Source organism: Pseudoalteromonas sp. Of7M-16, from assembly GCF_022347805.1.
Classification (GTDB): Bacteria; Pseudomonadota; Gammaproteobacteria; order Enterobacterales; family Alteromonadaceae; genus Pseudoalteromonas; species Pseudoalteromonas luteoviolacea_F.
This window is the reverse complement of the sequence record NZ_JAKRFY010000014.1, coordinates 135,666-152,088: the sequence shown is the minus strand read 5'-3', so window position 1 is coordinate 152,088 and position 16,423 is coordinate 135,666. Positions and strand designations below refer to the sequence as shown.

Annotated in this window: 10 protein-coding genes; 5 read left to right on the top strand and 5 right to left on the bottom strand. The window is 40.8% G+C overall.

Annotated features, from left to right (window positions below):
* Positions 1-304: 304 nt before the first annotated feature.
* On the top strand, positions 305-1,537 hold the full coding sequence (locus MHN81_RS15565) for an aspartyl protease family protein (RefSeq protein ID WP_239426178.1): 1,233 nt from the start codon (positions 305-307) through the stop codon (positions 1,535-1,537).
* Positions 1,538-1,745: 208 nt separating this feature from the next.
* The gene (locus tag MHN81_RS15560; protein ID WP_239426177.1) at positions 1,746-4,751 is read left to right on the top strand and encodes an FAD-binding and (Fe-S)-binding domain-containing protein; all 3,006 of its coding nucleotides are present in this window, start codon (positions 1,746-1,748) and stop codon (positions 4,749-4,751) included.
* 85 nt (positions 4,752-4,836) lie between these two features.
* On the opposite strand, the gene MHN81_RS15555 is transcribed toward MHN81_RS15560, so the two are convergent.
* On the bottom strand, positions 4,837-6,621 hold the full coding sequence (locus MHN81_RS15555) for a hypothetical protein (RefSeq protein ID WP_239426176.1): 1,785 nt from the start codon (positions 6,619-6,621) through the stop codon (positions 4,837-4,839).
* A gap of 1,078 nt (positions 6,622-7,699) precedes the next feature.
* On the opposite strand from MHN81_RS15555, the gene MHN81_RS15550 reads away from it, so the two are divergent.
* Positions 7,700-8,038 carry a hypothetical protein gene (locus MHN81_RS15550; RefSeq protein ID WP_023400488.1) on the top strand — a complete coding sequence of 113 codons (339 nt, stop codon included), beginning with the start codon at positions 7,700-7,702 and terminating at the stop codon, positions 8,036-8,038.
* Between the two features lie 131 nt (positions 8,039-8,169).
* Here the strand turns inward: MHN81_RS15550 and MHN81_RS28130 are convergent, their stop codons facing one another.
* Positions 8,170-8,301, bottom strand: a complete 132-nt coding sequence (locus MHN81_RS28130) for a hypothetical protein (RefSeq protein WP_023400489.1) — start codon at positions 8,299-8,301, stop codon at positions 8,170-8,172.
* Between the two features lie 873 nt (positions 8,302-9,174).
* On the opposite strand from MHN81_RS28130, the gene MHN81_RS15545 reads away from it, so the two are divergent.
* The gene (locus tag MHN81_RS15545) at positions 9,175-9,792 is read left to right on the top strand and encodes a DsbA family protein (RefSeq protein WP_239426175.1); all 618 of its coding nucleotides are present in this window, start codon (positions 9,175-9,177) and stop codon (positions 9,790-9,792) included.
* A 269-nt stretch (positions 9,793-10,061) separates the two neighbouring features.
* Positions 10,062-10,409 carry a hypothetical protein gene (locus tag MHN81_RS15540; RefSeq protein ID WP_239426174.1) on the top strand — a complete coding sequence of 116 codons (348 nt, stop codon included), beginning with the start codon at positions 10,062-10,064 and terminating at the stop codon, positions 10,407-10,409.
* A gap of 94 nt (positions 10,410-10,503) precedes the next feature.
* Here the strand turns inward: MHN81_RS15540 and MHN81_RS15535 are convergent, their stop codons facing one another.
* The 3 genes from MHN81_RS15535 to MHN81_RS15525 all read right to left on the bottom strand — a co-directional run bounded on the left by MHN81_RS15535 (position 10,504) and on the right by MHN81_RS15525 (position 16,207).
* Positions 10,504-11,307 (bottom strand): methyltransferase domain-containing protein, encoded by an 804-nt coding sequence (locus tag MHN81_RS15535; protein WP_023400492.1) that lies wholly within the window; start codon positions 11,305-11,307, stop codon positions 10,504-10,506.
* Positions 11,308-11,503: 196 nt separating this feature from the next.
* The gene (locus MHN81_RS15530) at positions 11,504-12,682 is read right to left on the bottom strand and encodes a MerR family transcriptional regulator (protein WP_239426173.1); all 1,179 of its coding nucleotides are present in this window, start codon (positions 12,680-12,682) and stop codon (positions 11,504-11,506) included.
* 153 nt (positions 12,683-12,835) lie between these two features.
* Entirely contained in the window at positions 12,836-16,207 is a 3,372-nt protein-coding gene (locus MHN81_RS15525) for a methyl-accepting chemotaxis protein (RefSeq protein WP_023400494.1), read from the bottom strand.
* Positions 16,208-16,423 lie beyond the last annotated feature (216 nt).

Here is a 16,423-nt window from a genome sequence, read left to right as displayed (position 1 = left end):
ATATAAGCTCCTTCAAGTTAAGAGCTAAATATGCCATAGGCAAAAGATCGATCAAGACGTAGTAAATGAGCTTAAACGATCAGCATTGGAATCAAGTTCGGGATGACAAAGGACGCATTATTACAATGTTGGCCCGTGGTACAAGACTTACTTTCAATACAAAACGGACCCATGACACAAAATGAGCTGTCTGTACATAACTGACCTTCGGATCGATTCCCATCTCAATTATCTTGAATTTGACATTCTCTTCACATACATAAGAGTAAGCTCCACTGATAAATCAACTTAATGGAGGTGAGCGGTGAAGTTACTCGTGGTTTTACTTGGAGCAATGACGCTCAGTGGGTGCAGTGTTGCTAATTATATTCGGCTGAAGTACGAAAACGATGATATCCAGCCACATTGGCAAGCTGGACAAAAAACAACGCAAGTGGATGCACAAATTAGCGCTAAACCTTATGTATATATGTCTATCAACGGGGTTCAGGGCTTCAAAATGATGATTGATACAGGCGCGTCTATTTCAATTTTAAACGATTCCAAAAAGGTGAAAGCCTTGGCATTAAAGGAGGGCTACTCACTTGAGTTAGGAGGGTGGGGAGATGGCAAAAATTCTCATGGTTTCCAAACCGAAGTTAGCGATATTCAACTCGGTAAAGTGAGTTTTAAAAATGTGAGTTTTGCCTATATGCCTGTGACCGAAAGCGAATACTTTTTGAGGGATGATGAGGCAGTGTTCGATGGTGTATTGGGTCATGATATTCTTAAACATTTTACTTGGTATATTGATTCGAAAGCAGGGACCATTGACATTTCTCGTGAGCCTTACCAACCGTCCGAGCAAGATATATCAATCCCTATGCGCGTATCTCTCAGCAAACTTTATTTTGACAGTGAAGTTGATTTAGGTGACAACCAAATAATGTCTCAGGAGCTGGTACTTGATACTGGCAGTCGCCACTATTTCAAGCTTAACAATTACCATGTCCGTGACTTGGGCTATGAATTTAAAGGTAAAACAGTCACTGGTTCTGATTTTGGCTTAAGTGGTCAAACAATTCATCAACGCGGCACTATTCCATCACTACAAATTGCAGGGCTAGAATTAAGCAATGTAAAAACTAATTTTATTGAAGGTGGCGATGACGGAAAGTCAGTGTTAGGAAGCTCTATATTGTCCCATTTTAATTATGTAATTGATTATCACAATGTGAGCCTACACTTAAAGCCTTATAATTCAGTCCTATTTAATGCTCGATACAATTTACTTGGGTTAGAGTTGAGAAAGTTGGTTAATGGTGCTTTTGTCGTTCGGTACATAATGCCAGATATGGCCGCTTTTGGAGCGGGTATCAAAGTTGGTGACGAAGTGCTTAGCTTCAATGGCATTGAAGCGCACAGGTTATCGCAAAAGGATTGGATAGAAGTTTCAGCGACCCAAGGAGAACATGAGTTATGTATTTCTAGAGATAATTTATGTTTCAAACTCAGTGCAGATCATGTAGCAGGCTATAGTAACGATTTTAAATACTAGTTGTTTAGTCGCAAACCTGAGTAATTTAACTATACTGAACGAAGGTCTCCCACCGATATAAAACGGCAAGATAATTATCTTGCCGTTTTTTTATGCAATGAGTGCTGGTTGACGAGAGCTAAACCTGCCAAGAATTTTGTCCCCACTAAATTGTACAGATTAACTTTTTTGGTTATGTTATATTGTATCATTTTGTGGGGCGCAAAAAATGGAGCAAGAAAATAACGCTAGCGGGCACATAGCAGAAGTGCTTGATAATTATCTTAACGCGTTGAAGGGGTTAGGTTTTGAAGGAGAGGTAGACAGCAGCTATTCAACCAAGTTAGTACACTCAACGGATAACAGTATCTATCAGCAGTACCCTCAGGCAGTGATCTTTGCCAAATCAAATGATGATATTCAAAAGGCGCTGGCTCTGTCTGAGCGGGCAGAATTTAGCGTACTTTCTTTTGGACCGCGAGGTGGCGGAACCGGAACGAATGGACAATCTCTAACTGGCGGTATTGTACTTGACTTGTCCCGCCATATGCGGGAAATCCTTGAAGTAAACACCCAAGAAAAGTGGGTAAGAGTTCAAGGCGGTGTGGTCAAGGACCAATTAAACGATTATTTAAGGCCGCTAGGTTTCTTTTTTGCGCCAGATCTATCTACCAGCAACCGAGCTACGATAGGCGGTATGATAAATACCGACGCTTCAGGGCAGGGCTCTTTGGTTTACGGTAAGACCAGTGATCACTTGATATCTCTAAAATGCTTTTTGCCCGATGGTTATGAATTAGATACGAGTAAAATGAGTACCTTGGCAGCAAAAGAAATTGCTGCAAAACAAAGCCGATTAGGACAGGTTTTTCGTGATGTTATCGATAGTTGTGAGCGAAACAGAGCAAAAATTCTTGAGGTATTTCCTAAACTGAATCGTTTTCTCACTGGGTATGATCTTAAAAACGTATTTAGCGATGATATGGAGACGTTTGACCTAACGCGTATTATCGCTGGTAGTGAAGGCACATTGGGTGTTGTTGCAGAGGCCAAGCTTAATATCTTACCTATCGAGCCATACAAAACACTGGTGAATATCAATTATGATAACTTTGACTCTGCACTTAGACACTCTCCTTTTTTAGTGAGTGCGCGCTCGACATCGGTGGAGACTGTTGATAGCAAGGTACTTAACCTTGCACGTGAAGATATGATTTGGCGAGGTGTTGCCAAGTTTTTAGACACGCCAGCAGATGTTACATCTGACGGCTTGAATATGGTTGAATTTAATGGTCAAAATGAGCAAGACATCAATACTAAGGTTGACGCGCTCGCAGCTCAATTAGAAGAGCTTATCGCTAGTAACAAGTCGGGCGTAGTGTCCTATTCAATCACAACGGATAAAGCGGACATCATTAAAATTTACGCCATGCGTAAAAAAGCGGTGGGCCTTTTAGGCAATACCAAAGGCGCACAAAAACCCGTTGCATTTGTCGAAGATACAGCAGTGCCTCCTGAACATTTGGCTGATTTTATCGTTGAGTTTAGAGCACTACTTGACTCGTACAATCTGGCCTATGGCATGTTTGGTCATGTGGACGCAGGGGTGTTGCATGTGCGTCCTGCTTTAGATCTATGTGACACAAACCAGCAAGCTATGCTCAAACCTATTTCTGACAAAGTGGCGCAGTTAACTAAAAAATATGGTGGACTATTTTGGGGAGAACATGGAAAAGGGTTTCGCAGTGAATACGGTCCTGAATTCTTTGGCTCTGATTTATTTTTAGAGCTGAGAAAGATAAAAACGGCGTTTGATGCGAACAATAAGCTCAATCCAGGTAAAATTTGTATGCCACTAGATAGTAACACTGTGCTTGCAAGTGTCGATGGCCCTTTAAGAGCGCGCTTCGATAAACTCGTGCCTATCAATATCAAAACTTCATTTCAAGATACTCTGAACTGCAACGGCAATGGGCTGTGCTTCAACTACAGTGAGCATACTCAAATGTGTCCGTCCTACAAAGTGACTAAAGACCGGCGAGACTCGCCCAAGGGGCGCGCTATGCTATTTAAAGAGTGGGCTCGATTGCAAGCAGAGCAGGGCGTCAACTTACCATTGCAGCAATCTGCGTATTTCAGTGATGCTAAGCCCAAGGTGGAAATATCGGAAGCTGGAGAGTTGGCGCAATTGAATCATGAAGTAAAGCGGGCAATGGATGCGTGTTTAGCGTGTAAGGCTTGTTCGACTGCTTGTCCAGTTAAGGTGGATATCCCTAATTCCCGGGCTTATTTTTTGCATTTTTATCATCAAAAATATGGTCGGGGGCTTAAAGATCATATGGTCGCTAACATAGAAAGGCTATTGCCTGTTATGTCCCGTGGAGCGGCAGTGTTAAATACACTGATAGATTCAAAGTTGGCGAATAATTTAAGTAAGTGGGTTTTGGGTTATCAAGACTTACCTTTGCTGAGTAAGCGTCAGCCCAAAGGTATGGAGTACGATTATGAAGTATTGAGCAAGTTTAGCCAGTCTCAAAGGGATAACTTGGTGCTGGTGGTACTCGATCCGTTTACTTGGTTCTATGAAGCTGAACTCATTGCAGCAGTCATCAAGTTGGCGGATAAATTGGGGAAACAAGCTGTGCTGTTGCCCTATCATGAAAATGGCAAAACCAAGCATATAAAAGGGTTTTTACCTGAATTTAAGTCAACAGCGATAGCTACAAGCGCTTTTTTGCAAAAAGCCGCCAGTCTAAACATCCCCATGATTGGTTTGGATTCAGCTATGGTATTTGTCTATGACGATGAATATCGAAAAGTACTTACGTCACAGCAGCGCGGCGACTTTCATGTTTTAACCGTACATGAATGGCTTAAACAACAAAACCTTTCAAAATTAAAGTTTACCGGATCTACAGTGTCATTGACGCTCTTACCTCATTGCAGCGAAGAGACGAATACTCGCGCAAGTTCGTCGACTTGGCAGGAAATATTCAAAAAACTTGGTGTAGCGGTTAAAAGTGCTAATGTAGGTTGCTGCGGCATGGCTGGAACTTTCGGTCACGAAAGTAAAAATCAGCTTGCATCAGAAACGCTTTACACCGCGTCTTGGCAGCAATACGTGAAGGCAGAAAAAGTTGTGGCGACAGGCTTTTCATGTCGCAGCCAAATCAAGCGCTTTGAAGGGCAAAAGCCTATGCACCCGGTTGAGTTTATCGCAGTGCATTTATCGTAGTTGGTTTGTCGCTATGCGCAGAAAGTATCAAGTCCACTCTGCTAAAAGCGGGCTTGATACAAACTTTGGATTTTTCAATAGACGTTTAGAGCTTTTCGTCCGAGTTCGCCTTTGCTTCTTTTTTCTGTGAAGCTAAAAAAGCCTCATATTGGGCTTGCATGCGCGCAATATCAATATCTATTCGCACGTCCCAGCTTTGCCCAAGGTCTGACGTACTGACAACTTGCCCTTGATCGCACAAGAAGAAGAGAGTTGAGCCTTGTGTTAGCTCCGCGAGCTGAGTGGAACAGTTTGCTTTGAGTTCGCCATGTGGTGTCCACTTGGTTTTATCACTCGCGTTTTGAATATCAGCAGTAATAATACGCAGTTTGTTTTTTTTACTTCCTTTAACCGTTTTTACTCTGCCCACCGAGGCGATTTGATTATTGGGAAGCAGCGCAGGGAGGGTTGCGTCCGCTTTGGCATCCCCAAATAATCTTGTTGAGCGTTCTATTGTTTGCCAGCTTTGTCCATAATCAAGGGAAATGACCTGATCTCCAAATCCATCCCACTGGCTTACTTCAACAGCGATAAGCTCACCGGTTTTCAATTGTGAGAATTTTTTGAAGCTTTTATATTTAGTTGCTTGCCAAGAGTTTGTGGCTTCATTAAAAGATAAAAGCTTGTTGTCGTTGATTATCTTTGGTTCACCTTGCGCGTCGAAGAACACAAAAAGTCCGCCATTTTGTACTAGCCAGTTATTGTTCGCCTTCTTTTTAAACTCGCCGACTTTTTGCCAACGGGTATCTGCACCTGCAAAACGATATAGCACATGCTGTTTTTGAGAGCTGGCCAGTGCATAGCCAAATCCGTTGGCTGAACCTAACCATACAAAGGCTTCTTTTGCTGAGATTGGCTGACTAGATTGCCATTGACCGTTTTGAGCTTTACTAAATAGTAAACCTCGCTCACTTCCAACCAGAAGATTACCTTGGAAATGTAGGCTTGACGTGAGTTGAGAAGATGTAGGAAGCGACTCTGTGGTCAAGTCTCCTTGTCCATTGATTAAATGTAACAAACCAAATCGTGCTGCCAGAGCGTTTAACTCACTGCCTTGCAGAGCAATTGCCCGTTCACCGTACGCATTTGATTTGGAGAGTGAACCAAGTTTTGCTCTGAGCTCGGTAAATGGATCTTCTTTCCAGGAGTTAATCGAAGAAAAGTCCATTGAACTTGCCAAATTTTGATAGTGATGTTTTACAAATGGCGCTAAGTCTGTATCGCCACTGAGGCGAGTGACGTAAGCTCGTTGTTCTGTACGATTGCTCCAAAACGAAGGTTCTTTGGTATTTAACAAAGGCTGAAAGACGATTGTGCCCAAGTTAGTCAGCTGTGTTGCCTTCACTTCAAATACGCCAGCGGATTGAAACACAGGCATGGTGATCCAAGAAGACATATTTCCGTCATTATAGTAACTATACAGTGACCCAATGAGATACTCACCTTCGGGCATTGCACCGACAAATAATTGGCTTGATACTGTGCCTTTTGAATTTGGTCTTAAACTGAAGTACTCATGCTCCCAATCAACGGCTTCAGGATCAAATGTTTTGCCCTTTTTAAGTGCTTTCTCTTTGGCTTTAGCGATGGCTGCTTGTTTTCTTTGTTCTTCGTTATCGATTCGGATAATAATGACTTCGCCCCAATTGGGGTGCAAATTTCCGAGTCTGTCGGTGTTATTGATTAGCTCAAGCGCTACAACGCCCTGGCCTAATTTCAAGGGGTGTTGATCGTTTAGTTGGGTATTCTGTATAGGGTTGCTTGATTGGCAGGCGGCTACTAATACGGTCATTGCCAAGACCAAGCAAATTCGAATTATGTTTCCATGCATTTAGTTTGCTCCATTAATGTTTTCGCTATTGTAACTAATTAATTACATTTTAAAAGTTCAGCCTTCGTATTTTTCAATAAAGCTAAAAAGCTGCCAAACAATGGCTATGAAAAACGAAAGGTATTCGACAGCTTCCGATATAATAAAATCCTTACAGTTAGTGGCAATATTAAACTTTGGTTCAATAGGCGAGAATTCGGTGCACGACCTATTTACACTATGGGGTCATGAATAGGTAATGAGTTTAATTTGTCTGTCGTGGGAAGCTAACTTGCAAAGGGGGTTGAGTCCTGATGTTGAGAGATAGGCAACCTAATGGAAAAGTTAAAAGCTGTCATAGCTAATCGAATTCAGTCTGCCAAAGAGTTAACTTTAAAAGCTATTAGTTTTAACGCGCCTACTTAGACTCGCCTAATGTATATGTGGCAAAGCAGAAAGTAAAATAAATATATAAGGCTAATGTGTTTATGTATTAGTTGGTACAATTTAAATGTATTTGAAAGCTATGTTTTACACTGATGATTTTACATTCGAGAGTAAATGAAAATACGTTATTGGTAGCGTAATTTATTATCGGTATAGTATAAAGGTATGAATGTTGTATTCTGTGAAGCTTCAATGTCCACTTCCGAGACTCATGCCAAAATGGGATAGCAAAAAACGGTTATTCCGATATAGAGTGACTTTTACTCTTTACAAATTGAGTTGGGGGGTCGAGTTGAACAAGCGTCTTTTTCGTCATAGTTACTAAGCTTCTGTCTCGTAAAGTACGTATAGAATGCGCTTTTAAATCGAATCAGTTAAATATATAATAATTGCAAATAACTTTATAAAACAGCGAAAACCTAAAGGCATTGCCTTTGTGAGTTAATTATTTACCAGTTTTTTATATTTAGGAATAACTATACCTTTCTCTTAACTGACAAGCTTCCTCACATACATAATGCTCTCTAAAATAGTTTTTCGACTGTAACTTAACAATCAGGAGTAGAACAGTAAACTTGGCTCTGTACTACTGTTAAAAAAATAGCCAAGTAATAAAACCTCCTTTTCGAGGAGGAGTTAATGAGAAGTAATCATGTTCAAAAGAAGTATGACGGCCGCCGCTATCTTAGGTTTTAGTTTATTTTCAAGCAATGCTTTAGCAGGGTATAAGTTTGAGAGAAATATTAAGGAAATTCAGATCTACTCGGATAGAATACGAATTAATATTGATAGACCTACATATGGTTCGTGTAAAGAGAATGATACATGGTGGGGTTGGAGCACGTCAGATCCTGCCTCTGATAAATGGTTATCTCTGGTGCTTTCTGCGGAAGCTCAAAAAAAGCCTATAATTGTTTATGATGTTCAGGGGTCATGCGCTGGATTTTCAGATGCGATTGGCTTAGAAGCCATTTTTATGAAATCGGTGTAAGTTGCCTGTATTGGCACAGCACAATATTAAACGTTTGCAACGTTGTTCATTAAAAGCCATGTCTGACATGGCTTTGTTTGTTTAAGTGCTTATTTTTTTATTAAAACAATTTAACTTTAAAGTGTTAATTATCAATCGAGAGCGTGGCAAGAATATTCGCCCGAGTGTTGACCTGCGCCACCAGCGACTTTGTCGGTTTTTGATTTTTGAATCTCTTTATTATTTAGAGATAGTTTTTTTATAATTGTTTTATTTAATTTCATTTCAATATTCCTTATTTTAACCCAATTTGCTTGGGTGGTTAAAACGTATCAGAGCTAATTTTTAAAATCAAGTGTGAATTTGTTTTTTATATTGCCTTTCTCAGTTTTTGTAAGTGGAATTCAATTGTTGGAAATGGAGCTTTATATTTGAGATGCTGTGGCATTTTAGTGTCTCTATGAGCTTGTGTGTATTAGTTCATATAAGGGGGAGTATGCTTGGAGCACTATCTACTAAATATAAACGTTCAAACAAATGTTAAAACCCTCATCTTTGTTAAAAATGCAGTTGAAGCCATTAGGTGGTTGAAATTAAATGAATTTGCTTGCTTTTGAATTGCAGGGTTTGGGTGGTGGTCACAACTTTTTCCTAGTTTTTTATTGATAAGTTTCGGCGTGAAATTACTCGTCGGATTAGAATTGAAAAGCGTGTTTTATTTAAATTGTGATTAAATGATAAATATATTTATTTTTTAGCTTTGGTTTTTAACTTAAAATGGAAGGCTATAAAATTATAAATAATTCGTAAGTGAGCTGGCTTGCATTCTGCTACTAATTAATAGTAAAGAACAGGGTAGATAAATTAATTTCTACACTCTTAAATGGTTATCCTTAGTAACATAACTCTGTGTCTGCGGGCGAGGAAGCAAGCAACATGAAAAAATTCGGCGGGCTTTTAAAGGAGATATTTTTCATCGACCAGCGGCAAATTAAACCATATTAATATCTTGCCAATTATCAAGCAGGTTACAAGGCTATTCAAGCTTTGAATTTTGTGTATCATTCAAACAATATCAATCTTTGCATGTGTTGTGTTAGATTGAGTAACTACAACATTTCCAATTAAAAATTGGGTTGAGTTTTAAGGGGTTAAAAATGCGATTTTTATATATTCTGGACCCAATGTGCGCTTGGTGTTATGGGTTTCAGCCTGAGCTGGAACGGTTTTTGGCCCAACATCCTTCAGTAGATATAGATTGGATTATGGGGGGGTTAGCGCCTGATAATAAGCAGCCCATGGAGCCAAGTTTAATGCGTACCATCGCTACATACTGGCATCAAATAGAGCAGCGCACCCAAGTGACATTCAATCATGACTATTGGGAACTAAACACGCCTTATCGATCGACTTACCATGCGTGTCGTGCAGTCATCGCAGCACAGAGTTTAAAAGATAAATGTGCCCAGCCTATGGTTAAGGCGATCCAGTCTGCTTATTACCAGCAAGCGCAGAACCCTTCTCTAGAAGGCACGCTTGTGGCATGTGCAAATTCACTGGGACTTGATAAGTCTCAATTTTTAGCAGTATTGAATTCAAATGAAACCGAATCCCAGTTGCAGCAGCACTTAGATATTACGCGTCAATTACAAGTAAGTGGCTTTCCTGCTTTATTTTTTATCTCTGATGCGAATCAACTATTTCCATTAGCATTGGGCTTTTGCCAAGCTGAAGATTTAGATGAACGTTTCAACAAGGTGATTGCAGGGATCTAATCGTAAAAATCGTGCTAAAACGTAAAGGGTTATTTGGCTTATCTAATTTGAAAAATTGCGCCCGTTAAGTGTTAAAACCTAACTTTTTAAACTTTTTCATTTAAAGAGTTAATGCATATTTTATTTTAATATCAGATAACTATCTGATAAGAATAATTAAGTTTTATTTTTTCTATTTTTATAAGTGCTGTAATAATGCTTTCACTTCAAAAACTTAAATTAGGCTGTCGCTGGAAAGGCGATAAAACTGACAACTTAAGGAAAAAGAAATGAAAAGCTATATTAAAGCTCTATCTGTCGCGGCAGTGCTTTTTGCAACTCAATCTCAAGCAGCTGTTGTGTTCAATTGTTCAGGCTATGTAAAAAATGTTTTCTCAAAAGGAAATAATACTTATGAGGTTCGATATTCTCGCTATTCAGATGGCGGTTTCGAATTAGAGCCGGTTATTATTTATCCAGAGCAAACATATTTACTTGGCCCTGTTTTAGAAGCTGTACGCCAATCTCAAGAAAACCAAGTTAAGTACACGCTAGTTGTAGAAAATCGCGACAGCGGTAGCCGCAAATGCTACGATGGCGAAAGTGAAAACGCGCTACTAGCTATCACTAAGTACTAATATCGAATATTTAAAAGGTGCATGACGCACCTTTTTGTTTTTTAGCGCATTAAACCTATTGCTGTGGCCCCCAATCAATAATTCTAGCGTGCTTTTATCTTGATAAAGGCCTAGGCATTTTTACGGCTTTAACATATAGCCATTGCATAGTGTGCAGGTAATCATCGGGCAGGGCTTTCATCGCGAGATTAAGAGTCTTTAGTGCATCGGTGAGAGCTAGGTGAGGAAGGCTTTTGTTCGCAATTGCTGGGATTTTATAAAACTCTATCCAGTCAGTTTTAGTGACGAGAACCTGCTTGGTAAGTACTTCTGGGACGCTAAAACCATGACTTTTGATAATATCAATAAGCTTGTTTTGGCAGTACTTTTTTGCAGTACCTCGGTGGACTTTATTTGAAAAGCTGTTAAGTGCCAGTTGTTGATCTATCAACTGATACCTTAATTTATCTTGCGTGCCATCTTGCAAATCCCATTCTGAAAAGTTCACAAGCAACCCGCCATTACATTTCAATTGTGCTCGAATGCGTGAAAGCGTGTCTTCAAAATCAAACATCCAAAATGCAGAGTTTGCCAAAAAGCAGCACTGTGAATTTGACTCGAATTGAATATGTTCAGAGTTAACAGCAAGATACTTTGCATTTGGGTGGATGTTGTCGCGTTTTGCGACCTCTATCATACCTGTGGCGGCATCCGTGCAAACTAGTTGTCTATGCGGTTTTCCCCTTAAAAGGGCATCTGCAATTAAATTAGAGGAGCCACAGCCTAAATCTACAAAGTTTTTATAATTATACTTGTCCAATATTTCAGCGCTGAATTTGGCCGTATCTCGATAAAAGCTAATTTTAGGGGCCGATTTGGCATATTGCTCTGCGCTTTTACTCCAAATACACTGACTCATTAAATTCTCCTTTTCTAACATGGTATTAGTTTAATTAAGTGATAAAAGTTGAGTTAATTTGGGATGTTAATTCGGACATAGGAGGTGCTAATTGATTCTAATCACTTAGGGTGATGTAATTTGTATTTTTCTATTTTATAGGCTGGTTTTATTAAGGCGTTCCCCAATGCCATGTCACTTATCAAAGCGACTGCAATCAAGTAGATGTCAATTTTGTCAAAATAAACATGTGATAACCAAATTCATTGGCGTACTGAGTGCATATATTCACTTCTTCCTCTATGTCGCGAAGTGCTGCTGAGTTAGGCATATCTTTTTTTAGTGTGGAGACTCGACTTTGCAAAGGGGAGTAGTAGTTATCCCACGCCCGATTGCTTTGCCCGAAATGTGTTGTGACTTTATACCCTGCTGTTCTAATTTGCGCTAATCGTGTTTCAACATTTTGCATATCAGGGTAAGCTTTTGACCAATATTTAAATGTGTCGCGACTTGGTGTATCAACTTTCCAAACTAAATCACTGAATACCAAAGCGCCATGCTGAGCAATAAATGGCTTCCACTGTTTTAATGCATTCTCAACACCCATAATATAAGCGCTGCCTTCGGACCAAATTAAATCAATACTTTCGGTGTCAAACTTGAGTTCTGTCATGCTAATACACTGGGTTTGCAACCTATGAGCAAAGTCTTGCTGCTTAACGCGCTGTGATAATGTGGTGAGGACGGGTTGCTCATTATCGATAGCAACAACATGTGCTTGCGTATTTTTTACTAATAATTCAGTTGCATATCCTTTTCCACAGCCTATGTCTAAGATAGTACTGGGTTCGGAGGGGGTAAAAGATAAAGCTTTGAGAGTATCTTCGTCGCTGCCAGGAGCCCAGCGAGAGAGACCTGAAAAGACAGTCATAAAATCAGCCATATATATGTCATGTTCATTCATATCTTTTGACAACCATTTTAGTCTGAGTGCTTCTTTTTCACTGAAACCTTGGTTTATGAGCCAGCTGAGGTGGGCATCTGGCGCAATAGCGTTCAATTCTTCATGCCAACCTTGTTGGGGAGTATCACCCAATATAGCGAGCAGTAAGTCGTGAGCTTGTTGCTTTTGCTGTATCTCGCTTTTCAATGTAGTTAATCGGTCTCGTAATAATTGGCGGTTAATTTTGGCATCAAGGCAGGCTTTGCACTCTTTGATAGTTAAACCGCCGGCGAGTAGTTTTTGGATCAATCGTACCCGTTGGAGGTCTTTGTCAGAATAGACCCGATAGCCATTGCTGAGCCGTTTTGCTGTGAGCAGTTGTTGCTTTTCATAGTAAAGTATTGCAGTGCGAGATAGCCCCACGCACTTAGCGAGTTCTGAAATCTTGTACACGTTTGCTTGCCTGTCTATATTCAACGTCTCCTAGCTTAAAGTATAAAGCGATAGACAGGTCAATTGACAAATAATGTATTTGAATGATGTTTGGTGAAAACTCAAAAATAAAAAAGGGGCTTAATTGCCCCTTATTTTAGTTATGTTTAACGCTTAAGAAGCAAGGGTTTTTAGGCCAGTGCCGCTTTGTTCAATATTAAAAAAGTCCATTGTGCCATTCATACTATTGGCTTGATCTGCCATTGATTGGCCAGCAGCGGTTGCTTGTTCAACCAGCGCCGCATTTTGTTGAGTCATTTCATCCATTTGTGTGATAGCACTGTTGACCTGAACAATACCTTCAGATTGCTGTTTTGATGATTCGGTTAAATCTTGCATCATAGCGCGCACTTTTGAAGTTGCTTCAACAATTTCTAATAGGGTTTCACCCGATTTATTGACCAATGAAGTACCTTCTTCAACTTTGGTTTGGCTGTCTCGGATCAAATCTTTGATCTCTTTTGCTGCTTCAGAAGAACGCTGTGCAAGGTTTCTAACTTCCCCTGCAACCACAGCAAAACCTCGACCCTGTTCACCAGCTCTAGCGGCTTCTACCGCGGCGTTCAGCGCCAATAGATTTGTTTGGAAAGCAATTTCATCTATCACACCAATAATTTCAGAGATCTCTTTACTAGAGTCATTGATTTCCTTCATTGCCGTTACAGCCATATTGACGACTTGACCGCCTTGCTCAGCGCGGCGCTCGGCATCAAGGGAGAGTTCATTGGCGTTTTCTGCCCGTTTACTGCTTTGTTTAACACTGTCGGTCATGGCTTCCATACTGGCCGAGGTTTCTTCAAGGCTTGAGGCCTGCTCTTCGGTACGTTGGCTTAAGTCCATATTGCCTTGGGCAATTTCATTGGCGCTTTGAGAAATACTACCAGCGGAAGAGCGAATACTAGATATAATTTCTGTGAGCTTGTCCGCTGTGGTGTTGGTGTCTTCTTTGAGTTTTCCAAATTTACCTTGATACTGATTAGTGATCCGTTTACTTAAATCGCCATGGGCTAGGGCGCCGAGCATTTGCATGACATCGTCCAAAGCCACTTCAACCGTGCCTAGTAGGTCGTTAAGCCCCTGACTTAAATTGCCAAAGAACCCTGACTTACCTGTTGGGTCTATTTTTTTACTTAAATCCCCTTGAGAGGCTGCCTGCACGATCTCATCTATTTCTTTTTCAATATTCACCTCGGCGGTGCGGTCAACCCACTCTAGAACCGTCCCGATGCGCTTGCCATCTACTGAGATCGGGTTTGCAGTGAGGGCAAAGACTTTATCGCCGATATGTTCAACGCTGCGGTGTGTATCTTGCAGATTTTCAAAAACGAGGCGTTGTTGCTCTGGCTCTAGGTAGAAGTCATGAATAGCAAAACCGATTAGATTGTTCGCCTCAAACATACCCATGTGCTGTTTAATATCTCGTTCAGATTCTGACATCATATTTTGCAGTGCATTGTTGGCGTATATGATATTGAGTTCTGGATCTGCGATCATGACATTGCCAGAAACGCTATCGAGAGCGTATTTGACCCGAGCGTTTTCGGAGGCAACCCGAGATTTTTCGCGCTCAAGGGCTAACCACTGAGTTTTATCTTGCCACTCGATAACGGTGCCTACACGTTCTCCCTCAACTTTTACTGGGCTGGCGACAATGCTGAAGGTACGTCCTGCGATAACAAACTCGCTTTGGTGGCTAGTGGCCAAGTCGTCAAATTCCGCCAATAAATTGGTAAAGTGTGTAAAGTAGTGGTCTATTGGATTGTGTTTGATGGCCTCAGGGTCAAAGCCAATGAGCTCGCTCGAAATGTCTTTTTCAGCAGCTCTAAACATTTGTTCTAGCGCACCATTTAAGTAAATCACTTGATATGTATCGTCAGTTATCATGACTTGCCCTGATGAGCCATCGAGTGCGTATTTTACACGCGCATTTTCTGACGCGATTCGGGCTTTTTCTTTTTCGCTGGCAAGCCATTTAGTTTTGTCTTCCCATTCGTATACAAGGCCTACGATATTACCATCTACGATTACAGGACTTGCTACAATGTCGAATGTTCTGCCTGCGATATTCAATTCAGTGTTGTAGCTATCGCTTAGGTGCTGCACTGCGTCTTCTAATTCCGAGAAGTCTGGCAAAAATTGACTGAGCGGGTGGTTAAGCAGCAGCTTACTATCAAAATGAGCATGAACAGAACAAATATCTGTACTGGCAACATCAAACATGGCGTAAATGGCGTCATTTAAATAGATCACCTGATTGCTTGTATCAGTTATCATTACACAGGCACTGGCATTGTCTAGCGCACTTTTGATGCGCGCATTTGCACTCGCAATTCGTTTTTCTTCACGTTCTTTTTCTCGTATTTGGCGCAGGCTTTCTCGCATCGCCATCATGGATTTGAAAACACCTTTTGGCGTGCGTTCATCATATTGTTCATCTAGGTCACCGCGAGAAATTGCGAGCGCGACTTTTTCCAGCTCATTCGGATCCTTGCCCAGCTGAGCCATGACATTTCGTGTTAGTACAAACACAATGCATCCACTGAGCACCAATGCAATCAAAAAGGTGACGAGGATATTGCCAACAGCTGATTCGTTTTCTTCTTTGAGTCGTGGTCCAAGTCGGTCTTGGTCTGTTTTCACCGAGAGTTTTAGATCATCAACCAGCTTAGCAAACTTAGGACCAAGCACATCTAAGGTATTGGTTACCTTATCGTTGCGATCTACAATGATATCGTGAACACTCAAATACGCCTGTTTGTACTGTGCTTCTAAGACCCTCACTTGGTTGATTATGCCACGATTGGCTGCCGTATTTGTCAGCTGCTCTATCAAATCCATTTGTTGCTCAAAAGCACTAAATTCTTGTTTAACCCGTTGGTCAGCGCTCTCATCGTTGCTCTCGAGGTATTTAATGACGTATAGCCGGCCCAGTAGTAAATTCCGCATGGCGACACCTGTTAAGTAGGCAAGCTGGGTGTTATTACTTTCCGATGCACTAAACATTAACTTGGTCAGCTCTCTTTCCATTTGCGGACCAATTACGTTCAACTTATTGAGTACTAGGTCATTACGTTGGACTCGGTAAGATTTAATCAAATCGAACGTCTCGTTATATACCGCAATTTTGGCGATCAGCTCGCGTACCATCTGAGCGCGTTCAGGTTTGTTGATTTCTCGTGTTGCATCATCAAGTAGGCTCTCTACTTGAGTAAAATATTCGTCGTATTGTTGTATGTCTTTATCGCTGCCGGTGAGCAAAAAATCTTTCACATTCATACGCACCATCAACATGTTAGATTGTAAAATGCCTGCAAGATTGCTGTCCCGAGCAAGCTCTCGGTAATCTTTAAAGCCATCTGATGCCATTTTCAGTGCAAAGTAGGAAATAAAGCCAATCACGGCTAACGTGATCATGACGGCTGAAAAAGCTGCTATGAGCTTCGCGCGCAGTGTAGAAATGAGGTTGAAAGGTATGGAATTAGCCATATTAAAATTCCCTTGTACCGCAGCAGTTGCGTGAAATAAAAAAGTCCTGAACTCAAGTATAGAAGCTAAATCGCAATGCGTTTTATTATTGACAACAGAAGTGCTCAGTTGGCCAATAGATTGCCTTAAGTGGAGTAATAAAATTGTTGGGGATGCTGTTTAGGTGATTGATTAATATTAATTAATTTGTATTTTGATAAGTGCAGAGGTAGTTGA